The sequence below is a fragment of the Lascolabacillus massiliensis genome, from assembly GCF_001282625.1.
In the GTDB taxonomy this organism is placed as follows: Bacteria; Bacteroidota; Bacteroidia; order Bacteroidales; family Dysgonomonadaceae; genus Proteiniphilum; species Proteiniphilum massiliensis.
On record NZ_CTEJ01000001.1, the window covers coordinates 572,612 to 597,967 of the forward strand.

A 25,356-nucleotide genomic window follows, 5' to 3' on the forward strand; every position below is an offset into this window, starting at 1 on the left:
AATGAGAATTACTAAAAAAACAGTCACAATCCTTTTGGGCTTTTTATTTATGGCTTTTAATGGGTTTGCTGGTGAGTGGGCTGATACTCAGGAAACACAGCGCATAATCTTTCCACGTGGTGTTTCGGTTAATATCGGTCAGGTTGGATGGATGGGTGGTAGTTCTCTTGAAGAGACCGACGGACCATGGCGTGCAGGTATAAGAAGAGATTTTGATGTCAGGGACTATAAGCCAATGGTTGAAGTAGGTAAAGAACTTGGCGTTAGGTTTATGTCTCTATTCATTCTTGGAGAGTTTGACAGGCTGAATATTTTGGGAGAATACCCAACAAGCAATCCTGATGGAGAGAATTGGGATAATTCTAAATATGTAAGTAATACGCAATTGGATATAATGGATTATGTTAAATCCAATGCAGCTAACATTGAGTTCGGTATTACCGGGGTATTGCATGAGTACTGGGAAGATGGAGTTAAGAGCAGAGCTGAATGGTTTAATGTTGAAAAACAAGAGCCAAGAGATGAGACAATTATTAGAAATAATATTGTACTTTTAAAACGGTTAATGGCACAGTATGGCATTAGTCCTGAAAATGGTCATTCCTTTCCTGAGAGTTTTATTTCATATGGCTTTTATTTTAATCCAGGTGCGGAATATAGCCTCGGGAGAGTTTTGAGTGACAATGGAGTTAAGTATGCAAATACACCTTATGCTACAATCCATGGTTTGAATCATCCTCCATTACTGGATGGTGGATTTGATAATGGTGTATTACTACTTGACAGACACAACCATGGAAATCTTTGGTATGAATATGCAAAACTACCGGATAGCATACCTTCTGGTATACAAACAGTAGTAGTTGAGTCTCACTGGGCAAACTGGCTTGCTTATGACGATCATTTACAACCTGATCTTAATCAGAATTGGATTGAATATCTTAGAACAATACAGGCAGATAGAGGCCATTACTTATCAAAAAACACAGAACAGCTCTACTCGCAGTGGTTGTATAAAAAATATACAAAGGTATTGGAAATAGAAGCAGGTAAGGTAAGTATTGACAATCGTAACATGGTAGCTGATGCTTATGAATATGACCTATTGGGTAATTTGGTTTTGTCGGTTCAGCTTAATGAAGGAGAGCATGTTTCCAGTGCCTCAATTGATGGAAAACTGATTTCAGCTTACTATGAAGCAGAAGGGTTTGGATACATTTATCTACCACCTCTGGAAAAGAAAAACTACACTTTTCAATATACAGTTGGAAATAAGAGAATGGACTGTTTTGTAAATAATACCGGCACTTATAATGTATATAATGTGACATGTAATAAATCATTTATGAAAATTGATCTTAAAATGTATGGAGAACAGGTCGTTGAAATTTATACAGCAGAACCGGTATCAGTTACCAGTGATAACGAATACCTGAAAGTTAAAGATTTCAGGTATGACAATGAACGTAAAATTGCATTTATTACTCTAAACGGAAGAAATATTCAGGGTGAAATAGGATCAATAATGTTAAAATATTGAACGACTAAAAAATATTTTTATGACACTAAACAGACGTGATTTTGTTAAAAGAGCTGCTGCAGGGGCAGGAGCTGTAATGATTGGAGAAAAAGCATTTACTAAAACTTTTGCTGCACCTACAATTTTACAGGGTGAAGATGACAGAATTGTAAGATTAGGTATAATTGGAGTAGGGGGCATGGGAACAAATCTCTTAAGATCTATTGTTGCGATGCCGGATGTTCAGGTACCTGCTATTTGCGATATTTCAAAATCAGCACTTACCAGAGCATTAAACATAGTTGAAGAGTCAGGGCGAAAAAGACCCGAAGGTTATTCAAATGGAGAATATGACTACCGAAATCTTATCAATAGAGATGATATAGACGCAGTAGTTATTGCTACTCCCTGGTTGTGGCATACTCCAATGTGTGTTGAAGCAATGAGGGCTGGCAAGCATGTTGCTCCTGAGGTATGGGGAGCTTCTACAATTGAAGAGTGCTGGGAATTGGTGAAAACTGCAGAAGAGACTGGTATGCAGTGTATGATGCTCGAAAACCACTGTTTTGACCGTATAGAGATGTCTGCACTGAAAATGGTAAGAGAAGGACTATTTGGTGAAATGCTTCACTATGAATGCAGTTACTGCCATGATCTAAGAGATGTTAAGTTCCGTCCTGGTGCGGAGTTTGGTGAAAAAGGTGAGGGTGAAGCAAGATGGAGAACAGTACATTCATTGAGAAGGAATGGTGACTTGTATCCTACTCATGGTTTAGGACCTATTGCAAACTATATGGATGATAATAGAGGTAACCGAATGGTGTCTCTTACATCAACTGCAACAAAATCGAGAGCGCTTCATGAATATATCGTCCAAAAAGGTGGTGATGATCATCCTAATGCAGAACTTGACTGGATGTTGGGTGATGTGATTACTACTGTGATAAAAACCCAGAGAGGGGAGACCATAACTCTTACTCATGATACAAATACTCCCAGACCTTATTCTAACAATATGATGGCGCAGGGAACCAAAGGACTTTGGATTTATCACAGAGGATTGGCCAACTCGGTATATGTTGATGGCAGAAGTCCAAACCACAAATGGGAGGATTGGGAAAAATATATACCTGAATTTGAACATCCATTGTGGAAAAAATTCATGGCTGAAGGAGTCCGCGGTGATCATGGCGGTGCAGGATATCTTAAAATACGTTCATTTGTAGAGTGTATTAAAAGAGGTATACCTACAGTAATTGATGTTTATGACACAGCAGCCTGGATTGCAGTCACACCACTTACAGAGAAATCAATTGCTTTAGGTAGTGCACCAGTTGAATTCCCTGATTTTACAAATGGAAAATGGTTAGAAAACAAACCAATATTTGGTTTGACAGATGAGTATTGATTATTGATTATTAAAATTTAAAATAAAATGAAAAGTTCTTTAGAGGCATTTCTTGAGTTGATGGAGGCAAACCGAAATGGTTTGGCAAAGGGTATTTACTCTGTGTGTACAGCTCATCCCGAAGTATTGGAAGCCAGTTTTAAACAGGCAAAGCGAGATAAATCGCTCCTGCTTATTGAATCTACATCAAATCAAGTTGATCAATATGGTGGGTATACAGGAATGAAGCCTCTTGATTTTGTTGAATTTATCAATGGGATAGCAGAGAAAACTGACTTTCCTAAAGAGATGATATTACTTGGTGGTGATCATTTAGGACCAAACCCTTGGAGAAAACTGCCTGCTGCAGAAGCCATGGATAAAGCTAAAGTGCTTATTGCAGAATATGTTAAAGCTGGTTTTCAGAAGATACATTTGGATACAAGTATGTTTTGTGCTGATGATGAGGGAGATAGGACAAAACCATTATCTGATGAGATTGTAGCTGAAAGAGCTGCGATACTTTGTAAAGTAGCTGAAGATACATGGGCAGAATACAGAAAAGATTTCCATAAACCAGTATATATTATAGGTACTGAAGTGCCGGTGCCAGGTGGGGCTCAAGAGGAAGAAGATGAGGTTGTACCAACTTCTCCATCAGATGCCAAAGAAACTATAGCTGTAACTAATAAACACTTCCTGAAAGTGGGCTTGGAAGATGCGTGGAATAGAGTAATTGGAGTAGTTGTTCAACCTGGAGTGGAATTCAGTGATGACCGCATATTTGCATTTCAACCAGAGAAGGCAGAAGAGTTAAGTAAAAATATTTTGGAGTATGATCGACTTGTTTATGAAGCTCATTCAACTGATTATCAGACTGAGGATATGCTTAGAAAACTGGTTGAAGGTCACTTTTGTATATTAAAGGTTGGTCCATGGTTAACATATGCTTACCGTGAAGCCTTACTGTCACTTGAGGCTATGGAGGTTGAATTATTGGGTGCAGATGATCCAAACCTATCAAGGTTGAGTGAAATCCTGGAAAAGACAATGATCAACGAGCCAAAATACTGGGAACCATACTATCATGGAGATGATAAACAAAAAGCTTTTAAAAGAAAATATAGTTTTTCAGATAGGGTTAGATATTACTGGCCAGTAAAGGATATAGAAGAGGCAAAAAAGAGGTTGTTCAATAATCTAAGTGAAATAGAAATTCCATTATCGCTTTTGAGTCAATATATGCCTGCTCAGTTTTATCAGGTATGTAAAGGTTCAATAAAAGCTAATCCAACTGACCTGGTTCATAGTCATATAAATACGGTAACAGGTATATATTCACGAGCTTGCGGTTTATCAGATTAAAAAGAAAACATTGATGATTGATAGCTAAATGATGAAAGTGAGCAATTGAATACTTGTTCTCTCGTTAACTGACTAAGTTGGAAGTTATAATTATATAACTATCGCTTAGTCAGTTTTTTTATTTCTATGAACAAAGTAAAATTATTCTTGTTTAAAAAACATGAAGAATATTAGTTATCTACTTTACTTATTAGTAATTGTTGCTGTTTTAACCAATTGTTCGGAAAAAAGAAACAGTGGAAATATTAATGTAGCTGTACTCCTCACCGAAGGTTTTCATGGGGAAGAGACATATATTCCAATAGGCTATCTTATTAATAAAGGGATTAATGTTACTGTTATTGGTCCGAAAAAAGGAACAGTTCAGTCTTGGGACAAAGTGTATAGCATTGAAATAGAAAAAGCTTTGGGTGATATCTCAATTGATGACTTTGATATGTTAATTATACCAGGAGGTAGTTCACCGGCAAAAATGAGAGAGATACCTGAAGTTGTGGATTTCACAATTAATTTCTACAATACTGGTAAAACGGTGGCCTCGATATGTCATGGACCTCAGTTGCTTGCAGCAACCGGAATACTTAATGGTGTGAATGCAACTGGTGTAAGTGATATTCAGGAAGAGCTGGAAGCAGCCGGGGCCTTTTATATAAACGAAGCAGTTGTAGTGGATAATAATCTTATTACCTCAAGAGATCCTGATGACATACCATCATTTATTGTTGCAGTAGCAGATGCTGTATTCAACCAAAAATGACCAACAATGTAAATTTAATGCCAATCATTAGCTGTAATCAATTTAAATGAGTCTTTTTTTAAGGAATAAATTGATTATTTTTGCAGCAGGTGCTTTATTTGATTTAAGCTGAATTATATGAGGAATATATCTATACCAACCATTTTCTTCTTTTTAACTACAGTTATACTAGGTTTTGCTCTTCTTATCAATAACAATAAGAGGGCAGATTATCCTGGATATAGCAGCTCCACAATTATGAACCGAATTACTCATATACAAGAGTTGGCACTGGTTAAACATAATTACACGGGAGTAATTAGCTACAAAGACTATATGAAGTTCCTCAATATCAATATTCCACTAACAGATAAGTATTTTCTTTTAAAGTATAATGGATACCTAAAAGCGGGTGTAGATTTCAGTCGTGTAAAGATTGATGTTCAAAATGATTCTACTATACATGTATCAATACCGAAGCCTAAGATTTTAGACACTGTTATTGATGAGAAGTCAGTTGAGGTATTCAATGAAAGTGAGAATGCTTTTAATCCCATAAAAATTTCTGATTATAATGAAGCGCTTACAAGAGAAAAGAATAACATGATAAAAGATGCTATCGATCAGGGAATTTTGTCAGATGCTACAGAGCAGGCAAAAATTGTGCTGAGAACAATGCTTGAAGAAATGGGATTTTCTCAAATATATATTACTGAAGAATTAATCATACCACAAATACATTAATATGAGGTTTACTTTCCGTTTATATTTCTACTGGGTATCAATATTTCTAATATTTTATGCCGGAGTATTGGGCTTAATGTCGCTTTTCTGGGGACTAAACATGAATTTTTGGCAAATTTTATTAGTCTTCGCAATTGTTGGTATGCTACCTCCTGCTATTTTGACAGCTTACTTTTATAAACGTTTGAATTACATGGAGTCGGATAATATTGATCCACCACAATTTACTGGTCAAAGAGAAGCTACTTATAAATATAATGGTCGTACTAAATACCCTTTTGATGAAATATTACAACGAATCGACAGACAATGGATTATCTCTTATTCAGACAGGAAAAACTGTGTTTTAAAATTTAGAACTGATGCAAGAATGAGATCCTGGGGGTTTGGCGGTTATATTAAGATGGATGAAAATGAAAATCTTTTGGTCATCATATACCCAATGTTCCCAAAATATAAGAGAGAGAGGATTATGGTAGACCAGTTATTCCTTATCATGAAAAATGTTCTTGGTGTCTAAATCAATTTATTGAAGTGGGTTGTATCCCTCACAATATTGTATCACTACTTCATTTACAAATTTCAGGAAATCATTGTGTTGCTCCTTACTTATCATTTCAGGATAGCTTAAGATTAGCAACTCCTGTTTTTGACCTTCTATTCTATATGGTAAATGAACAAACCTGTATGGAGTTAGTGTATAGCCAGCGCGCTCGTAAAACTGTAACCTCCTAACAGAAAGTTCATTGTTCAGAGGATCAATCTCAAGAATAATAGTATGTTCTGAATCACGTAAATGTCGAAGAAGCTGAGAACCATAGCCATGGCCACGAAGTTCCGGATTAACCGCCAGATGTTCAAGATAACGATACGACTCCCATTCCCAGAAGAACATTATACCAATAAGTTGTTGGCCTTCCCATGCAGATAATGGAAAAAAACGCTCATCCTCAAATGCTCGTAGATGATCATTCTTTTTTCTACGTTCTGCATCAGGAAAGCTTTTTTCATACAACTCCCATACTTTGTCCCATCGCTCTTTATCGTCGATCTCAATCCTTAAGTAATCCATTATTCTATTTAAAAGGTTTTACAACAAAGTTAGTAAAATCCATAAAAAGATAAAAAGTAAATTTGTCTCTTCTTTTTTACTCTTAAATATCACAGGTACCGTCAATTGAACAGGATTTACCTTTTATAACTTCAGTCTCAGCAACTTTATTGGTGCGATTTTTCCATGCTTTATACGATTTGTACAAAACATCAAGAAACAACTGAACAGGTTCTGAACCTACAATAGCCTGTCTTCTGTCCATCAGAAATGTTGGAACAGTATCAAATCCAAGATTAGCTGCTTCCTGCATATCCTGTTTTATTTCATATTTATAATCATCACTATCAAGCATCTCAATTATCTCATTTTTGCTTAATCCAGCCTCTGCTCCTATTGTTAAAAGCAGATTTCTGTCGCTGTAATCCTTTGCTTCTTCGAAATATGCTTTAGATAATTTATTCAGAACAATAGAATCAACTCCTTTTTTTGATGCTAATTTTATAAGTCGGTGTGCATCACGAGTATTTGCTGCTATTGCATTTTCCAGATTAAAAACAACACCTGCTTCATCTGAAAGTTTTCTTAATGAGTTGTACATACTTTTAATTCCTTCCGCAGGATAACCTGCTTGATAAATTAAATATTCCTCAACAGGTATTCCATTACCATTATCCGGCAGACTGGTGTCAAGTTGAAAAGCTTTCCATTCTAGTTCTACTTCATCTGCATGTTCAAACTGTTTTAATGCTTTCTCATAATGTATTTTACCAATATAGCAGTATGGACACATAATATCAGTCCAAACTTCAATTTTCATTTTATTTGATTCCATTTCAATTTCTTTTTATACAATCACTTTAAACAAGCCGAACCTGATTTTGTTTAAAGTTATTATGGTCTTATATGAAACATTATAACTAGAAATAAAAATAATTTAATCGTCCTAAATACAAACAAAAAAAGAAGAATATTTGTTATAATAATATCATTGGTTTTGCATTATATAAACTTATCAATTTTCCCAAATAGTGCATAATCTTTACTACAGATAAAGGACACTCGTGGTCCACTTTATGAAGAAACTTTAATTAAGGTGATAAAAAATGATAAACCATAACTAATTATATGCCTATGTAAATAAATATTTGATTCTCTGCAGGAAGAGGGTAATTTTTTATAGCTGAAAAATTATCATGTGTATAGTAACTTTTAATATACTAATTAAAAAAACATTAAATGAATAAATCCATATTTTTGACCGTTATGCTTGTAATGACTCAAATGCTATTTAATATAAGCATTAGTTTTGCAGACAGTAATGTTAATAATAAGCTGTCTTCAAACTCGGGAGTCTTAGCAATTGATGAAACTGTAACAGCAATCAATCAACAAAGTAAGCTGATATCAGGAAGGGTACTTGATGAGCATGGTATTGCTGTAATTGGTGCAAATATAATTGAGAATGGAACAACAAATGGAACTGTTACTGATGTTGATGGTAATTTTCAGTTAGAGGTTGCAGATGGCGCTGTAATAACAATTTCATATATTGGATATTTAGATAAACAGGTAAATACAGCTGGAATAAGTACATTTAACATAGTTCTGATAGAAGACACACAAACATTGGATGAACTTGTTGTTGTAGGTTATGGAACTATGAGAAAGTCAGATGTAACAGGATCTATTTCAACAGCAAAGGGTAGTGATATCATAAAAAACCAATCATTTAATGCACTAGAAGGACTAAAAGGTAAGGCTGCCGGTGTAAACATTTTCTCAAATACAGGTCAGCCAGGTGGCGAGATGAGAGTAATTATCAGAGGTATCTCTACTATTAATGCATCAGCCAGTCCTCTTTACGTTGTAGATGGTGTTGTAATGTCCAATTTCCAGTTCTTAAACCCTAATGATATCGAGTCTATTGAAGTATTGAAGGATGCTTCTTCTGCTGCTATCTATGGTGCTCGTGGAGCAAATGGAGTGATTCTTGTTACCACTAAAAGAGGCGGAAACACTGGCAGTCGTGCGCGTGTATCATACGATGGTTCATTGTCAATAAGTGAAATGGCAAGATACATGGATGTAATGGATGCCAATGAATGGATGAGTACATTTAAGCAGGGACTGGAAAATGCAAATGCATGGCAAAACAGAAACTTTACTACAGATCTTTCGCAAATATTTACTGATGAACGAATTTTTAATTCTGATGGGACTCCAAAGTATGATACAAATTGGCAGAAAGAAGCCTCAAGGACTTCATTGTCTCAAAATCATCAGGTAAGTATACAACGCGGAGATGGCGATCATTCTGTGGGTGCATTTATTAATTATACTGATCAGCAAGGTATATTACATAACACTTATTTTAAAAGAATAAATGCAAAATTGGCATATGATGACAAACCTACTTCATGGTTATCAACCGGAGTTAATCTGCTCGTAAATCACTCATGGGGTAATAGAACATCAGATAACCCATATGGTCAGGGTGCACTACGTACTATGATAGAGTTATTACCGTTTTTGCCTGTTATGCTGGATGGTCAGTATGCACAAACAAATAGTTTCAGGACTGATGCTATTTTACGTGATCAGAATAATCCTTCAGGTGGAATGCAGGGATTCAGCCCCGAGGGTGTTGGTAACCCTGTAGAGCTGTTAAAGCGTATGGAAGCAAAACAATATAGAACCCAGATTTTTGGTAATGCGGCTCTTACATTCCATTTAGCAGAAGGATTGGATTTGAAAACACAGTTTGGTGTTGACTATCAGAACAATCGAAATGCAAACTATACTCCATTTACGCCACGACCACTTATTAATCAAAGTTCAACCGGTAGAGCGGAAGGGAATAACTCTAATACGCTATATTGGCAGGAAGAAACTTATCTGACTTACAACAGACTTATTGGAAGTCATTCTGTTAATGCAATGGGTGGAGTATCTTGGCAGGAAAGAACTTATACATACTTTAGTGCAGTTGGGAGTAACTTTTCAGATGATTTTTATGGGTACTACAATTTAGGTAAAGGATCTGACAGACCTTCTGTAGGAAATGACCACGATAAATGGTCAATGAATTCATTTTTTGCCAGATTAGCATATTCATACGATAATAAGTATTTAGCGACGGTTACAAGCAGATGGGATGGATCATCAAAATTTGGTGCAAACAATAAGTATTCATGGTTCCCATCGATTGGTCTGGGATGGCTGATGACAAATGAAGATTTCTTATCAGGAAATGCTGTAATAAGTCGCTTGAAACCACATACATCATTTGGTGTAACCGGGAACTCTGAAATTGGAACTTATGCTTCACTTGCTACAATAGGACAGTCAACTACAATTATAGGTGAGTCTCTCCAAACAGTATCATATACTCAACGTATGCCTAATCCTGACTTGAAATGGGAGAAGACAAATCAGTGGGACATTGGTGTGGATCTGGGACTTTTTAATGATAGATTAAATATTGAAGCTTCATATTACTATAAGTATACTACCGACCTCCTTTTAAGTCGTCCTATACCAAGATCAACTGGTTTTTCTTCGATTACCAGTAATATTGGAGAGGTTTCAAACAGAGGGTTCGACCTTTTAGTAAATGCATACCCTGTTGAAACGAGTGATTTCAGTTGGAATAGTATGCTTAACTTAAGTTTCAATAAGAATAGAGTAGAGAAGCTTGATGAGAGTTCATCAGTAGACCAGGTAACAGGAAAACGTCAGATACTACTTGATGGATTTGTTGGTTATGATATGCTTATTCGTGAAGGAGAAGAGTTATCTTCATTCTATGGTTACAGACGTGTAGGTATCTACGATGGGGTAGAGGCTAACTGGGATAGAGAAACAATGAATGTACCTTCAACTATAGGTGAAAAAGTAACATATAAAGAAAGAGAAATTCTTGGCAATGGTTTACCTGATTGGATGGGCTCCTTTATTAATACATTCAATTATAAAGGATTCGATCTGACTGTAGATCTTCAGTTCTCCTGGGGAGCTGATATTATGCAAGAATTTTTCCACTCTTCTGAGGGACGATTCTTAACAAGTGGAATAGATCGTTTATGGCAGGAAGCATGGCATCCAACAAAAAACCCAAATGGTACTGCACAAGCAATTCGTCTTGCTAACTTCGGTATGGGTAATAATGCCAACGCTGATGATACTTGGGTGGCTGATGGATCATATTTACGAGGCAATTTAATTCAGTTAGGATATACATTCACGCCAGACATATTGCAACGTATAGGTTTATACTCACTTAGATTGTATGGAAACATAAACAATGCTTTCTTAATCACTTCTTCTGATTATTTAGGTTATGATCCTGAAAATTCATCTCGATTAGGTGATAATAAATGGGGAACAAACCGTCAGTTCTTTACATATCCACGTCCAAGAACATACACAATGGGTATTAATGTAACATTTTAATTGATAGTCAGTAATTACAAAAAACAGTAATCATATGAAATTACATAAAATATATAAATACTTACTTTGCATGCTCTCATTAACAATTGTGATGAGTTCATGTGAAGGGTTTCTGGAAGAAAGTCCATTGGACGAGAAAACAACAGGTCAGTTTTGGAAAACTGAGTCAGATGCCATTACCGGTGTAAATGCTCTCTATTTTGGAGGTGTTCCTTACCTTCATAATATTGATGTAGATGGCGGATGGACACCCAAGGCTACTATGTGGGGTGGTGTAATGTCAGGTCTTTTCATTGATAAACGTAAAGATAGAACTTTTACAAATGCCTCAGAGGGAGGAAACTTTAATATTGAATCTTTTGATGCTACTTCTCAGAAAATGTGGTCAGAATTCTATATTGGTATTTCTCGTGCAAACTTTGTAATTGAAAATATACCTACAATGACAGATGTTTTATCTGCTGAACAGATAGCTAACTTCGTTGCTCAAGGTAAATTCTTTCGCGCTTATGCATATTTCTATCTGGTAAAAGAATATGGTGATGTTCCTTATATCGATAAACCATATACTTCTCTTGAAGGAATTTATGTTGAGCGAACACCCGCAGCACAAGTATATGCAAATATAGAGTCAGACCTTCTTGACATAATTGGAGGTAATTCATTGCCTAATATATCCTTTTATGCAAATAAAGGTTATGTTACCCGCCCAATGGCGCAGACTCTGCTGGCAAATGTATATTTACAATGGGCAGGAGCTCCTGTAAATGGTGGGAATGAGTACTATTCAAAGGCTGCTGCTATGGCTATGAACGTAATAAATGGAGGTCAGCATGCACTTGAACAGCCAAATGGGAGCAGTACAGATTTGTCATCAGCATATAATGTAATAAAAACCAGTAAGTCTTCAAACGAAATAATATATGCTAAAGAATACAACCAAACTAGTTTTAATGTTGGTAACTCTTATGCAGTTCGTTCAATAGGTACCGATGCATTTCAATGGAAGAATGCTGATGGTGCCAATGTATTTAAACCTGGTGGTGATGTTTTATATAATGCTTATCTGCCATCTGATTTACTTTTGAACAGTTATCATTCCGATGATATACGTAACATGGAGAAACAGTTCTTTTTCAGAGAATACACAGACGACACTGGCGTAAGTCACACCTTAAATAATGTAGGAAACTGGGCTTGGTTTGATGCAGGTTCATTAATAAACGGACGAAATGGTGATTATAATATGCCTATATTCCGTTATGCAGAGGTATTACTCATAGCAGCAGAGGGACTTGCACGTACAGGAAATGAATCAGAAGCAAGAGGTTACCTTAATCAGGTAAGAACTCGTGCCGGCTTACCAAACGAAACTGCAAGTGGTGATGCTTTAATTCAGGCTATTCTGACAGAGCGTTTTCATGAATTCCCACTCGAGTTTAAAATTTGGGATGATATTCGTCGCACACGCTTATATCCAGAAGCAGATGGAGTAGGTTCCGGCAGATTGAAATGGACACCACTGGCAAATGCTCTTATTCAGAATAAACCGGAAGGTCAGGCAGTTGTTGGGAAAATACCTGAGTATGCACTTCTTTGGCCTATTCCTCTAAGTGAAATGCAGGCTAACCCAGCTTTAGCAGGTAATCAAAATCCCGGATGGAATTGATTAGAAATACACCGGATTTTTAACATCTAAAAAATAACCCCAAAAGCAATTATTAATGCTTTTGGGGTTTATTTCAAAATTCAAATGAATACAGTATTCTTTATTCCAGAACCTTTTCTGCTTTATTCATTATTATCTGCTGTTTTTCTTCATCAAAATCAATGATAACAGTATCTCCTTCTTTCATACCTGTACTAATGATTTTTTCTGCCAACTCATCTTCTATATACTTCTGGATAGCTCTCTTAAGAGGTCTTGCACCAAATTGTATATCATATCCCTTATTAGCAATAAATTCTTTAGCAGTTTCAGTAAGATTTATCTTGAATCCAAGATCTCCGATACGTTTATAAAGTCCTTCCAATTCCAGGTCAATAATCTTATATATAGACTCTTTACTTAGTTGATCAAACATTACAATATCATCCACCCTGTTTAAAAACTCTGGGGCGAAAGCTTTATTAAGAGCTTTCTGGATAACACTGCGTGAGAATTCAGCATCACTTACATCACTATATGTGGTGAAACCTACTCCTCGTCCGAAATCCTTCAGCTGACGTGTGCCAATATTAGACGTCATAATCAGAATAGTGTTTCTGAAGTCTATTTTACGACCCAGGCTATCTGTTACATGACCTTCATCCATAATCTGAAGCAAGAGATTAAATACATCGGGGTGAGCCTTTTCAACCTCGTCCAGCAGTACTACAGAGTATGGTCTGCGACGTACTTTCTCAGTCAGCTGACCACCTTCCTCATATCCAACATATCCCGGAGGAGCTCCTACAAGCCTGGAAACATTAAATTTTTCCATATACTCACTCATATCAATTCGGATGAGATTCTCAGATGAATCAAAGAGAAACTGTGCAAGTTTTTTTGCCAAGTGAGTTTTACCAACACCGGTTGGTCCAAGAAACATAAAAGTACCAATAGGTTTATTTGGATCTTTAAGACCAACCCTATTACGCTGTATAGCTCTTACAACCTTGTCTACGGCTTCGTCTTGACCTATTACTTTACTCTTTAAGACATCCTTCATTTGAAGCAATCTATGTCCCTCTGCCTCAGCAATTCGTTGTACAGGTACACCTGAAATCATAGCTACCACTTCTGCTATTTTTTCCTCATCTACAATTTCCGGCTTCTCTTTAATCTCTTTCTGCCAACGTTCCTCTTCTGCCTCAAGAGCCAGAAGTAACTGACGTTGTTTATCCCTGAAACTAGCTGCCAGTTCATATTTTTGAGCTTTAACTGCATCAGTTTTTTGTTGTTCAACCTCTTTAAGCTCCTCTTCCAGTCGCTCTATTGTCTCAGGTATAACAATATTTGAAATATGAACTCTTGCCCCGGCTTCATCTAATGCATCAATAGCTTTATCAGGGAATGTACGATCCGTAACATAACGCTCAGTGAGTTTCACGCAAGCTTTTAATGCCTCATCTGTGTATCTCACATTATGATGATCTTCATATCTTTCCTTAATATTTCTCAATATCTGCAATGTTTCCTCCGTTGTAGTAGGGTCTACTATAACCTTCTGGAAACGACGTTCCAGAGCACCATCCTTTTCAATGTTTTTCCTATATTCATCCAAAGTTGTAGCTCCAATACACTGTATTTCACCTCTGGCAAGTGCAGGTTTCAGCATATTGGCTGCATCCAGAGATCCTGCTGCACCTCCCGCACCAACGATTGTGTGTATCTCATCAATAAACAGAATGATATTCGGGTTTTTGGAAAGTTCATTCAGTATAGCTTTAATACGCTCTTCGAATTGTCCTCGATATTTTGTGCCTGCCACTATCGAAGCCATATCTAGAGCTATTACCCTCTTATCGAATAGTGCACGTGAAACCTTCTTCTGTGTGATTCTGAGAGCTAATCCATCTACTATTGCAGATTTACCTACTCCCGGGTCACCAATAAGTACAGGATTGTTTTTCTTACGCCTGCTGAGTATCTGAGCAATTCGCTCTATCTCTTTCTCGCGACCAACAACAGGGTCAAGTCTGTTTTCTATGGCAGCGCGTGTAATATCAGTTCCAAAGTTATCAAGTACAGGTGTGTCAGATGAGCTGTTTTTTGTTTGAGAAGTGCCCTGTGCACCACCAGGATTGAACGATTTGTCGTTCATATCCTCATCATCATCATCCGTGAAATTTGGTCCTGATACTGGAGAATCAGCTTCATCTAAATCCTCCTCACTTCTGTTTTCAAGAATACTTTTAATATACATAAATGCACTAGAGTAATCCAGTTGAAACTGTTTAAGAATATCATATATCAAAGTATTTTTCTCCTTTAAAAGTGCAAGTAATATATGTTCTGTATCTGTTTCAATGCTTTTAGTAAGACGTGCCTCGAGAATACTCATTTTTAAAGCCTTCTCGGTATTTTTATTTATTACAAGCTCGCTAGTTCCATCATATGGCTCCTGAATAGAACGAACATGTGAATCTATATAATCTTTTAAGACGTGGAGATCTATATCAAAATCCTGAAGTACTTGTATAGCTAACCCATCTCCATCACGAAGTATACCAAGCATTAAATGCTCTGGCCCTATGTAATTGTTCTGGAGACGACCGGCTTCTTCACGACTATATGCCATAATGTCTCTAACGCGCTGTGAAAAGTTATTATCCATTGTTTTAATCCTTCTTTATTCTCTGTTACGATTACAAATATAAACTTTTATTTTTAATCGTATATTTTTAAAATATCTGTTTCACTCTTTACTATTCAGCTTAAAAGCAAAAACGATGCCAAATATATTTTGTCCTTTTTATAATACTATTTATACATTAGACATTTTAACATGCAGTTTTGTTTATTGAAAGAATTGATTTTCACTAAATTTAATTTCTTTGAGAGATAATAAAATTACTATAATAAGAGTTATAGCTTCTTGCGTTTTAATACTATCCATATAATCATCGGGGCACCAAACATAGCAGAAACTGCATTAATAGGGAGGGTCCTGTTAGAAACTGGCAATTGTGAAACAATATCGCAAACCAACATTAAAATACTTCCCAGAAGTATAGTTGCAGGAAGTACTGTTTTATGATTGACTGTTCGGAAAAATGCACGTGCAAAATGGGGAATTACCACTCCTACAAACGCTATCGGACCAGTAAAAGCTGTTACTGTACCAGTGATAATTGCAGAAATCGAAATAATTAAAATACGTGCTCTTTTGGTATTAAGTCCAGTACTCACTGCATAATTCTCACCAAGAAGCAGACTGTTTAGTGCTTTTTGTAGAAGTAGTGCTGAGGTTATTCCTGCTAAAACCAGAATAGAAAGAATAGGCATTTTATCCCATGTAACGTCACCTAAATTTCCAAAAGTCCATGTTACAAACACTTTTAGAGAATCCGGATCAGCAAAACTTTGCAATATAGTAACCAGAGCACTTGCAACATACCCAAAAATCATTCCAAGTACCAGAATAGTGATAGAGTCTTTTATCCTTGCGGATACACCCAATATTAAAATTAAAACTAGTGAAGCACCTGTTACAGCAGCAATAATCTGACCCATTCCACCTAATGAATAAATAATTGGGTGCAACACCGTACCGCTTAATAATGTAAGCAGAGCAACACCTAGTCCGGCACCTGCACTAACACCCAGTACATCCGGTCCTGCAAGTGGATTACGAAATAGAGTCTGCATTAGCAAACCGGCTACTGATAGAGCAGAACCGGAAATAATAGCAGTCAGCGCTTTAGGCAGTCTGTAATTCAGTATAATTTCATCAATTATAACATTTCCTGATCCACCAAAAAGCGCAGCCCATACCTCCTTAAAAGATATAGTTGCATTTCCTGTAAAAATATCACATATGAAAGTTACACCTAACAGGATTATTAATAGTGCAAATATTGTTGAGTTCTTCTTCAAATTATCTTAATAACTTATTTGTAATCAGTTTAATGGTCTTATATAGGTGAATGAATAGTTATGCAGCTTTTCAGGATATGCAGCTTTTACTATATCCGATAAAATAAGGTCGGGATGAGCAATTGAACTTTCAAAATAATCATTTCCTCCTGTTTTTGTTGTACGGTTATGATTATTGAATATCTGCTTTTCTTTATATGGCTTTAAAAGCATGTATTTTGGGTCCTTGGCAGCTAGATCGGAATACCTATCTGCTTCACAGCCAAACCAGATATCACTTTCTCCAAATTGGGTAAGAATAGATTCAATATCCAGTCCAATGCTGCCACTCATGTTATTGTTTTCATAAATGTATTTTAATGCTGCATCTCTAAAGAGTGCAGCATTAAAGCTATCTCCACCCGGTACATACCAGGTTCCCTGAAAAATGTCACCCGTCATGACTTTTTTTCTTGTGTCGGGTTCATAAGCTATTTCTCTAACTGCCAAATACCTTTCCTCAATATTATTGAATAATGTGTCTGCCAAAGCCCCCTTTTCAAAAAATGCGGCGATCATTTTTATCCATTCGGCACGTGCAAGCGGATTGTTCTCCATCCACTCCAATGAGTAGATGATTGGGAGACCAGCCTGAGTGAGTCTTAAGCTGTAATTGTCTAATTGTGCATAAGCTGAGTTTATTACAGCTTGTGGACTAAGTGCTATAGTTTTTTCAATATTAGGATTGAATGGATCACCTAAATCAATAATTTGACCTTCACTGATTTTATTCAATATTTCAGGATTATAGATTCTTGATCCGTCGGTTACTCCAGTCACTTTATCCAATTCACCCAACAGAGATAAAAATTCAAAGTATGAAAAAGTATTTACTGAAATAGAAGTGAGAGGAACTTTAACTTTTATACCTTCTTCAGGAATTTCAATTGAGTCTGTCTTAACCAAATAGTATGCCCTGTAGATCTCTCTGTTTTCTTGCCATGGATTGTTGATTATTACTCTTGTATACTCTTCGTAATAATCAATTTTGAAACCCTGTGCATAACGAATATCTTCCGAGAATAGGTATTTGCCATTCTCAATTGATGTATTCTTTTGATAATTACCTGTATTGCATCCATTGAATATGATAACCAAACAGACATAAAAAATTGAAAAGCAGGTGCTATTATTCACTTTGAACTTCATTTTTCTTTTGTTTCTTTTTTGTCTTTGCAGGATTATAGCCTGGTATTTTCATTTTTTTAGCCTTCAATCGTGTCGTTACCCTCGCTTCTGCTTTAGAGCCTGGGACATATTCATGACGATACATATTAAAAAACAGTATAAATAGAGAAAGAAGCAGTGGCCCGAATATTACACCCCAAAAACCAAAAATAGGGATACCAATAAGTACCCCAAAAACTGTAATTAATGGATGTATATCAGCCAGCTTTTTCTGCAAAAGAAATCTCGCAACATTATCTACACCCCCAATGATAAAAAGACCATAAATAATAAGTCCTACACCATTAACTAAATCACCACCAATCAAAAGCCCAATACCTAAAGGAACCCATATTATCATTGTTCCAACAAGTGGAAGTATAGTTGCGAATGCAGTTAAAATAGCGTAAAGAAGAGCACTGTTTACTCCAAACAACAGATATCCCATGTAAGCAAATAAGCCCTGCAGAATAGCCATTAGCGGTATACCGATAGCATTTGCCTGAATAATAAGCTTAGTCTCATCAATTAATATCTCTTTATTATCATCCTTAAAAGGGAGTATCTCGGTAATAGCCTTTTCAAATTCCTCATTACTATAAAGCATGTAGTACAAAACAAACAATATAACCACAACGTTTATAATAAATGAATATATGCTGTTGCCAAGTATTTGAAGAATATTAGTTCCCGCTCTTGGAAGTGCCGATAGGTTTTCAGGTGTAAAAATGTTGAATCCAAGTTTTGCCTCCAGGGAGTTTATAAAATCATTTATCTGACCCAGTATCACTTCAGGGTCTATAGTAATACTGGAGAATGTATCTATAACAAGGAATGCTATTCCTGTAAGTGGTATCAGGATGAAAATTAGAACAATAAGTACTATAAGAATTGCACTCAAGCCCTTTTTAAAGTTAAGTTTCTGAATAAGATACCTATGTTGATCAACTACTAATATATAAAGAGTTGCGGCACCTAGAAAACCACTCATGTACGGGCGTGTATATCTGAAAATTATCAAACCTAATAGAATTATAAGTCCTATTAGTATATTCCTGTATTTCTGGCTATTTTTTACTAACTCTACTGACATATTAAAAGAGAAATTACTTTTTTAGATAATACTACAAAAAATCTTCCGGCTTTGCAAAGCCTCCCTCTATAAGTGCAGCCTTTGCATTTTCGTAATCAGACGATTTTACCTGCATATCAATATCTCCAAGTGTATATGCCAGTCTGTTTGAAACAAGATTTTTAAAATAAACTTCGATACCTCTCATTTCCATATAAGATTGAACCATGGTCACATCAGCCGGAAAAGTGAAAGTTTTAATTGTAACAAATTTCTCTTCCATAGTCATTAATTTTAATTCAGTCTCAGATATTAATTCCGTCGGCAAAAAAGAGTATAAATCCAGTCCAATGAAATTTTTACGTAAAAATAGGTTTTTTTTTAGAGATACCAGTTAATTGTAAACATTTCATTCATTTTTATGTTTACCTGTTTGTCTAAAAATAGAGGTGGCAATTATGATATGTCAGTGCTCTACTGAAATTTTGTCAGATTAAACACTTTTTTCTTTATAAGAAATTTTTGGCACAGAATTAGCAGTATGGTTGTATCGATTAGATAACTTAAATTAATAATATTAACAACAAATTTTAGTAGTATGAACATTAAACCATTAGCAGACAGAGTGCTGGTAAAGCCGGCAGCTGCAGAAGAAAAAACAGTTAGCGGAATTATTATCCCTGATACAGCTAAAGAAAAGCCATTAAGAGGTGAAGTAATTGCTGTAGGAAAAGGCACAAAAGATGAAGAAATGGTAGTTAAAGAAGGCGACAATGTGCTTTATGGAAAGTATGCAGGCACAGAAATCGAAATTGAAGGAGTAAAGCATTTAATTATGCGTCAGTCTGACATTCTAGCTATACTTTCATAAACACATAAACAAAAAGTTGAAATACCAGGCAATACACGCTTCATAGTATTTTTATATAGTATTTCAACATGTAGATAAACTTATCAAAAAACATAAAACAATTAATTAAAATAATATGGCTAAAGAGATTAAATTCAACATCGAAGCTCGCGACCTGCTTAAAAAAGGTGTAGACGAACTGGCGGATGCAGTAAAAATTACATTAGGACCAAAAGGTCGCAATGTTATTATTGATAAAAAATATGGTGCACCTCACATCACAAAGGATGGTGTTACTGTTGCAAAAGAGATTGAATTAGAAGATTCATTCAAGAACATGGGAGCACAGCTAGTAAAAGAGGTTGCTTCTAAAACTAATGATGATGCCGGTGACGGAACAACAACTGCAACTGTATTAGCGCAATCAATTATAAGTGTAGGCTTAAAAAATGTTACTGCCGGTGCAAATCCAATGGATCTGAAACGCGGTATTGATAAAGCCGTAGCTTCTATTGTAGGAAATCTGAAAAATCAAGCATTAGAAGTTGGTGGTGACCTGAAAAAGATTGAAAACGTTGCTAAAATTTCAGCAAACGGTGATGAAAGCATAGGTAAACTTATTGCTGAAGCAATGCAGAAAGTAAGCAAAGAAGGTGTGATAACAGTTGAAGAGTCTAAAGGTACTGACACATATGTAGATGTAGTTGAAGGTATGCAATTCGACCGTGGTTATATCTCACCATATTTCGTAACAGACACAGAATCAATGAAGGTTGAATTCGAGAATCCTCTTATTTTAATTCATGATAAAAAAATCTCAGCAATTAAAGATCTTCTGCCAATTCTTGAAAAAGGAATTCAGACAGGTAAACCAATGCTTATCATTGCGGAAGATATAGATTCTGAAGCTTTAACAACATTAGTTGTAAACCGTCTACGCGGATCACTTAAAATTGCTGCTGTCAAAGCTCCTGGATTTGGTGATCGCAGAAAAGAGATGCTCGAAGATATTGCAACACTTACAGGTGGAGTAGTAATTTCTGAAGAAAAAGGTCTGACACTTGAAAATGCTACTCTGGATATGTGTGGTAGCGCTGAAAAAATATCAATCGACAAAGATACTACTACAATTGTAAACGGACTTGGTGATAAGGAAGTAATTCAGAGCCGTATCGGACAGATCCGTGCTCAGATTGAAAAAACTACTTCAGACTACGATCGCGAAAAGCTACAAGAGAGACTGGCTAAGCTTTCAGGTGGAGTTGCCGTTCTTTATGTTGGTGCAAACTCTGAAGTTGAGATGAAAGAGAAGAAAGATCGTGTTCAGGATGCCTTGTCTGCTACACGCGCAGCAGTTGAAGAAGGTACTGTTCCGGGTGGTGGTATTGCATATATTCGTGCAGTTGATTCAATCGAAGATCTGAAAGGTGAAAACGATGATGAAACAACTGGTATTGAAATTGTAAAACGTGCAGTTGAAGAACCACTTCGTCAAATTGTAGCCAATGCTGGTAAAGAAGGTGCAGTTGTAGTTCAGAAAGTACGTGAAGGAAAAGGTAACTTTGGATACAATGCAGCTACTGACAAGTATGAAGATCTTTATGAAGCAGGAGTTATTGATCCAACAAAGGTTACTCGTGTAGCACTAGAAAATGCAGCTTCTATTGCAGGTATGTTCCTGACAACAGAGTGTGTTATAACTGATAAGAAAGAAGAGAATCCACTTCCTCAAATGCCTGCAGGCGGAGGAATGGGCGGTATGATGTAGTCAATACATTATAGAAAAAATAGATAACTGGTTTTAGCGTATAGCTTCGATGAGAATTCGTAAGTTATACGCTATTTCTTTTATAAAAAAGAAGTTATAAAGGGTGAAAACTTGCATTTTGATTATAATGTAATTCTTTTGCTGAAAATTTGATAAACATTTAATAATCAATACAATCTAACTGCTTTACCATTGGTATCATTTCGTAACATTTTCTTAATTACATTCTTAAATTTTATACTTAATTTTGTCCATGATTTAATTCAATCTAACAACTCTAATTTATTAAAAAATTCATTTTATGATTAAAAAGTTGAGATTTATAGCAGTAGCACTATTTATAACAATTGCTACTGTGATGCAAGCTCAGGTAACAACATCCAGTATGAGTGGACGTGTTACAGATGTTGATGGAGCAGTGATTGGAGCAACAGTGGTTGCAACACATGAACCATCAGGTACAACCTACGGTACTGTGACAAACTTGGAAGGACGATACAACCTTAATGGTATGCGTGTTGGAGGTCCTTATACTGTTGAAATATCCTACATTGGATATGGTAATAATATCACCGAAGGTATAACACTAAGCTTAGGTGAGAACTACTCACATAACGTTGTGTTGCAAGAAGAGACTGTTTCTTTGGGTGAAGTTGTAGTTACAGCTTTGAGAACTAAATTCTCAACTGAGAAAACAGGTGCAGTGACAAATATTACAAACACCCAAATAGAAAATCTGCCTACTGTTAGCCGAAGCATTATGGATATTACACGTCTATCTCCATATGGTGGTAATGGAATGAGCTTCGCCGGAACAGATGGTCGTACAGCCAACTTTACAGTTGACGGAGCTAATTTCAACAATAACTTCGGTTTGAGTGATGCTCTGCCTGGTGGTGGTAACCCAATCTCAATTGAAGCTATTGAAGAATTGCAGGTTGTAATTACTCCATATGATGTTCGTCAAACAAACTTTATTGGTGGAGGGGTAAATGCTATTACCAAATCAGGTACAAACACCTTTAAGGCAAGTGCTTATGTTTATCACAGAAATGAAAACATAAGAGGTGATGCTGTCAAAGGATTACAAATAGATGGTGCTCGTGAAAGAGATCGTAACACAACTTATGGTTTTACTTTAGGAGGTCCAATTATTAAAAATAAATTGTTCTTCTTTGTGAACGCTGAAATGGCAAAAACTCCAACAATTGTAAACCGTTGGAGACCATCAATAAATGGTGTTGAAGATCCTGATAATTTCATCTCACGCACAACTGAAAGCGATCTTAAGAGAGTTTCAGATTTTGTAAGAAGTGAATATGGATATGAAACAGGGTCTTATACAAATTTCCCTGCTGATGACAGCAACCGTAAACTACTTGCTCGTTTAGATTGGAATATATCAAATAAACATCGTCTGGCATTAAGATACAACTATACAAAGAATCTATCTTGGAGATCGCCTAATGCAACATCCATGGATGGTGGAACTCGTATGTCAGAGGCAAGAATGTCAAAAGCTTCAATGTCTTTTGCAAATTCTATGTATTCTCAGGACAACCTGGTTCATTCATTCTCATTCGACTTGAACAGCCGTTTGTCAGACAATATTTCAAATCAGTTCCTGGCAACATTCTCAAAACTTGATGATATCCGTGGATCAAATTCTGCTGAATTCCCATTTATTGATATTCTAAAAGATAATCAATCATATATGTCGCTTGGATACGAGCTGTTTACATGGAATAATGGAGTTCATAACGACGTCTTAAATATTAAAGATGAGTTGACATACTACTTGGGTAATCACAAAGTAGTGGGAGGTATTGCTTACGAATACAAAATGGCTGATAACGCATATATGCGTAACGGAACAGGATATTATCGATACACTAGTCTCGATGATTTCTTAAATGGAGGTACTCCTGAAATTGTAGCACTTACTTATGGTTATGACGGTGAGACAAACCCTGCAGCTAGAGTTAGAAGTAACAAGATTGGAGTTTATGCACAGGACGATTGGAGCTTTAGCGAAAGATTCAAACTATCATACGGATTAAGATTAGATGGATTGTTTTTCAATAATAATGACTTGATGACCAATAAGGCTATCTATGAAATAGATTATTCAGGACGTAATATAGATACAGGTAAGTGGCCAAATGCAAGTGTTATGATCTCTCCACGTGTAGGTTTTGTGTGGGATGCAATGGGTGATAATAGTCTTAAGCTTCGGGGTGGAACCGGTCTCTTCTCCGGTAATTTACCCCTTGTATTCTTTACCAATATGCCAACAAACGGTGGTATGGTGCAATATCAGGCACAAATTAATGCTGCCACTAAAGTTTTTGATGGTTACAAAGGTGAGTTCACAGAAGACGAAAAAGGGGACAAATTTATTGACATGACACAGTTTGCCGGCGGTTTGGTAACCGATGCCAACGGAAACGCAACAATGGCTGCATTATACGAAAAATTAGCGTCTTTAGGATATCCAACAACTATTTCACCTGAAGATGGTACAGTTCCTTCGGCTATAGCTGCTGTAGATCCTAATTTCAAAATGCCGCAAGTGTGGAAAACATCGTTGGCGCTTGACTATTCATTCCCAACGCCATTCCCATCTTCAGTAACAGTAGAAGGAATCTTTAATAAAACAATTAACGGTGTTTCTATCTCAGACTGGAGTATACCATCTGTAGGAGGTTTTGCCCGTTTCAACGGTGTTGATAATCGTCCTATTTATCCTGATGGATATCGTATCGGTACAAAAGCATTTGTATTGGAAAATACAAGTCGCGGATATGGCTGGTCAAGCAATATCACATTCAATGCACAACCAACAGAATGGCTCGATTTGATGGCAGCATATACTCACACAGTTGCTAAAGATATTACCGGTATGCCCGGCTCTAATGCAGAATCTGCATTTACATATGTACCAACTGTTGAAGGTCCAAACCACATTAAATTGCATAATTCACAGTATACTACACCTGACCGTCTTGTAGCCTCCTTAACTGCAAGCGATAAGAGTGGTAATCATTATAGCTTCATTTATGAAGGATGGCGCGGTGGAGCAAATTATTCGTTTATGACCGTAAATGATATAAATGCAGATGGTTACAATTACGATGCGATTTATGTTCCTACCGATGAAGAGGTAGCAAACGGACAATTCCGTTTTGTTTCGGAGGGAGACAAAACTCGTTTTATGGACTATGTACATAACAACAGTTATTTGAAAAAACGTCAGGGAAAATATGCTGAAGCTTATAGTGTTTATTCACCATGGGTACATCGCATCGACTTTAGCTATAAACATGACTTTGTGGTAAATACAGGTAAAGCTAGAAATGTATTACAGCTTAGTTTGGATATCAAAAACGTAATGAACCTTTTCAACTCAAGTTGGGGAGTTGCTAAATATTTGAATCCTGAAATTGGTACTGAAGCTCGAATCCTAAAATATGAAGGAGTTGATGCTGACGGTTTTGCTACATTCTCTACTCCCGCTTCAATTAGTGGTGATACCAAAACATTCACACCAAGCTACACATTAGGTCAGACCTGGTACGGATCAATTGGTGTTAAATATATTTTCAACTAATTAAAAGTATAG

Annotated in this window: 18 protein-coding genes; 11 read left to right on the forward strand and 7 right to left on the reverse strand. The window is 36.3% G+C overall.

Going from position 1 to position 25,356, the window contains the following annotated elements:
* Position 1: 1 nt before the first annotated feature.
* The 6 genes from BN1354_RS02305 to BN1354_RS02330 all read left to right on the forward strand — a co-directional run bounded on the left by BN1354_RS02305 (position 2) and on the right by BN1354_RS02330 (position 6,271).
* Positions 2 to 1,540: a hypothetical protein gene (locus tag BN1354_RS02305; protein WP_053826124.1), complete on the forward strand. Its 1,539-nt coding sequence runs from the start codon at positions 2 to 4 to the stop codon at positions 1,538 to 1,540.
* 19 nt (positions 1,541 to 1,559) lie between these two features.
* Entirely contained in the window at positions 1,560 to 2,927 is a 1,368-nt protein-coding gene (locus tag BN1354_RS02310) for a Gfo/Idh/MocA family protein (protein WP_053826125.1), read from the forward strand.
* A gap of 27 nt (positions 2,928 to 2,954) precedes the next feature.
* A complete protein-coding gene (locus BN1354_RS02315; protein ID WP_053826126.1) occupies positions 2,955 to 4,271 on the forward strand; it encodes a D-tagatose-bisphosphate aldolase, class II, non-catalytic subunit in 1,317 nt (438 codons plus the stop codon).
* Between the two features lie 160 nt (positions 4,272 to 4,431).
* On the forward strand, positions 4,432 to 5,028 hold the full coding sequence (locus tag BN1354_RS02320; protein ID WP_053826127.1) for a DJ-1/PfpI family protein: 597 nt from the start codon (positions 4,432 to 4,434) through the stop codon (positions 5,026 to 5,028).
* Positions 5,029 to 5,145: 117 nt separating this feature from the next.
* Complete coding sequence (locus BN1354_RS02325) at positions 5,146 to 5,751, forward strand: DUF4230 domain-containing protein (RefSeq protein ID WP_045089882.1); 606 nt, start codon at positions 5,146 to 5,148, stop codon at positions 5,749 to 5,751.
* 1 nt (position 5,752) lies between these two features.
* Positions 5,753 to 6,271: a hypothetical protein gene (locus tag BN1354_RS02330; RefSeq protein WP_045089881.1), complete on the forward strand. Its 519-nt coding sequence runs from the start codon at positions 5,753 to 5,755 to the stop codon at positions 6,269 to 6,271.
* A 6-nt stretch (positions 6,272 to 6,277) separates the two neighbouring features.
* Here the strand turns inward: BN1354_RS02330 and BN1354_RS02335 are convergent, their stop codons facing one another.
* Both BN1354_RS02335 and BN1354_RS02340 read right to left on the reverse strand, forming a co-directional pair.
* Positions 6,278 to 6,823, reverse strand: coding sequence for a GNAT family N-acetyltransferase (locus BN1354_RS02335; protein ID WP_045089880.1), 546 nt, complete (start codon positions 6,821 to 6,823; stop codon positions 6,278 to 6,280).
* Positions 6,824 to 6,905: 82 nt separating this feature from the next.
* Positions 6,906 to 7,637: a DsbA family oxidoreductase gene (locus tag BN1354_RS02340; protein ID WP_052673171.1), complete on the reverse strand. Its 732-nt coding sequence runs from the start codon at positions 7,635 to 7,637 to the stop codon at positions 6,906 to 6,908.
* Between the two features lie 404 nt (positions 7,638 to 8,041).
* On the opposite strand from BN1354_RS02340, the gene BN1354_RS02345 reads away from it, so the two are divergent.
* Positions 8,042 to 11,257 (forward strand): SusC/RagA family TonB-linked outer membrane protein, encoded by a 3,216-nt coding sequence (locus tag BN1354_RS02345; protein ID WP_045089879.1) that lies wholly within the window; start codon positions 8,042 to 8,044, stop codon positions 11,255 to 11,257.
* A 34-nt stretch (positions 11,258 to 11,291) separates the two neighbouring features.
* A complete protein-coding gene (locus tag BN1354_RS02350) occupies positions 11,292 to 12,926 on the forward strand; it encodes a RagB/SusD family nutrient uptake outer membrane protein (RefSeq protein WP_045089878.1) in 1,635 nt (544 codons plus the stop codon).
* Positions 12,927 to 13,026: 100 nt separating this feature from the next.
* Here BN1354_RS02350 and BN1354_RS02355 read toward each other — a convergent pair whose 3' ends face one another.
* From BN1354_RS02355 to BN1354_RS02375, 5 genes are all read right to left on the reverse strand, one after another.
* Positions 13,027 to 15,576: an ATP-dependent Clp protease ATP-binding subunit gene (locus BN1354_RS02355; RefSeq protein ID WP_053826128.1), complete on the reverse strand. Its 2,550-nt coding sequence runs from the start codon at positions 15,574 to 15,576 to the stop codon at positions 13,027 to 13,029.
* A gap of 251 nt (positions 15,577 to 15,827) precedes the next feature.
* The gene (locus BN1354_RS02360; protein WP_045089876.1) at positions 15,828 to 16,838 is read right to left on the reverse strand and encodes a FecCD family ABC transporter permease; all 1,011 of its coding nucleotides are present in this window, start codon (positions 16,836 to 16,838) and stop codon (positions 15,828 to 15,830) included.
* Positions 16,839 to 16,862: 24 nt separating this feature from the next.
* Positions 16,863 to 18,026: an ABC transporter substrate-binding protein gene (locus BN1354_RS02365; protein WP_053826129.1), complete on the reverse strand. Its 1,164-nt coding sequence runs from the start codon at positions 18,024 to 18,026 to the stop codon at positions 16,863 to 16,865.
* A complete protein-coding gene (locus tag BN1354_RS02370) occupies positions 18,007 to 19,137 on the reverse strand; it encodes an AI-2E family transporter (protein WP_053826130.1) in 1,131 nt (376 codons plus the stop codon). Before BN1354_RS02370 ends, BN1354_RS02365 begins: the two co-directional genes overlap by 20 nt.
* 31 nt (positions 19,138 to 19,168) lie before the next feature.
* On the reverse strand, positions 19,169 to 19,399 hold the full coding sequence (locus BN1354_RS02375; RefSeq protein ID WP_154904811.1) for a putative signal transducing protein: 231 nt from the start codon (positions 19,397 to 19,399) through the stop codon (positions 19,169 to 19,171).
* Positions 19,400 to 19,714: 315 nt separating this feature from the next.
* On the opposite strand from BN1354_RS02375, the gene BN1354_RS02380 reads away from it, so the two are divergent.
* The 3 genes from BN1354_RS02380 to BN1354_RS02390 all read left to right on the forward strand — a co-directional run bounded on the left by BN1354_RS02380 (position 19,715) and on the right by BN1354_RS02390 (position 25,344).
* A complete protein-coding gene (locus BN1354_RS02380; RefSeq protein ID WP_045089872.1) occupies positions 19,715 to 19,987 on the forward strand; it encodes a co-chaperone GroES in 273 nt (90 codons plus the stop codon).
* Between the two features lie 115 nt (positions 19,988 to 20,102).
* Positions 20,103 to 21,734, forward strand: a complete 1,632-nt coding sequence (gene groL, locus BN1354_RS02385; protein ID WP_053826132.1) for a chaperonin GroEL — start codon at positions 20,103 to 20,105, stop codon at positions 21,732 to 21,734.
* A gap of 301 nt (positions 21,735 to 22,035) precedes the next feature.
* Entirely contained in the window at positions 22,036 to 25,344 is a 3,309-nt protein-coding gene (locus BN1354_RS02390) for a TonB-dependent receptor (protein WP_053826133.1), read from the forward strand.
* Positions 25,345 to 25,356: the final 12 nt, after the last annotated feature.

Excerpts from the sequence above, each read along its gene's own strand:
- BN1354_RS02325 (WP_045089882.1), top strand. The coding sequence starts at position 5,146 with ATGAGGAATATATCTATACCAACCATTTTCTTCTTTTTAACTACAGTT.
- BN1354_RS02350 (WP_045089878.1), top strand. The coding sequence starts at position 11,292 with ATGAAATTACATAAAATATATAAATACTTACTTTGCATGCTCTCATTA.
- BN1354_RS02345 (WP_045089879.1), top strand. The coding sequence starts at position 8,042 with ATGAATAAATCCATATTTTTGACCGTTATGCTTGTAATGACTCAAATG.
- BN1354_RS02375 (WP_154904811.1), bottom strand. The coding sequence starts at position 19,399 with ATGGAAGAGAAATTTGTTACAATTAAAACTTTCACTTTTCCGGCTGAT.
- BN1354_RS02315 (WP_053826126.1), top strand. The coding sequence starts at position 2,955 with ATGAAAAGTTCTTTAGAGGCATTTCTTGAGTTGATGGAGGCAAACCGA.
- BN1354_RS02365 (WP_053826129.1), bottom strand. The coding sequence starts at position 18,026 with ATGAAGTTCAAAGTGAATAATAGCACCTGCTTTTCAATTTTTTATGTC.
- groL (WP_053826132.1), top strand. The coding sequence starts at position 20,103 with ATGGCTAAAGAGATTAAATTCAACATCGAAGCTCGCGACCTGCTTAAA.
- BN1354_RS02320 (WP_053826127.1), top strand. The coding sequence starts at position 4,432 with ATGAAGAATATTAGTTATCTACTTTACTTATTAGTAATTGTTGCTGTT.
- BN1354_RS02390 (WP_053826133.1), top strand. The coding sequence starts at position 22,036 with ATGATTAAAAAGTTGAGATTTATAGCAGTAGCACTATTTATAACAATT.
- BN1354_RS02340 (WP_052673171.1), bottom strand. The coding sequence starts at position 7,637 with ATGGAATCAAATAAAATGAAAATTGAAGTTTGGACTGATATTATGTGT.
- BN1354_RS02335 (WP_045089880.1), bottom strand. The coding sequence starts at position 6,823 with ATGGATTACTTAAGGATTGAGATCGACGATAAAGAGCGATGGGACAAA.
- BN1354_RS02310 (WP_053826125.1), top strand. The coding sequence starts at position 1,560 with ATGACACTAAACAGACGTGATTTTGTTAAAAGAGCTGCTGCAGGGGCA.
- BN1354_RS02370 (WP_053826130.1), bottom strand. The coding sequence starts at position 19,137 with ATGTCAGTAGAGTTAGTAAAAAATAGCCAGAAATACAGGAATATACTA.
- BN1354_RS02380 (WP_045089872.1), top strand. The coding sequence starts at position 19,715 with ATGAACATTAAACCATTAGCAGACAGAGTGCTGGTAAAGCCGGCAGCT.
- BN1354_RS02330 (WP_045089881.1), top strand. The coding sequence starts at position 5,753 with ATGAGGTTTACTTTCCGTTTATATTTCTACTGGGTATCAATATTTCTA.
- BN1354_RS02355 (WP_053826128.1), bottom strand. The coding sequence starts at position 15,576 with ATGGATAATAACTTTTCACAGCGCGTTAGAGACATTATGGCATATAGT.
- BN1354_RS02305 (WP_053826124.1), top strand. The coding sequence starts at position 2 with ATGAGAATTACTAAAAAAACAGTCACAATCCTTTTGGGCTTTTTATTT.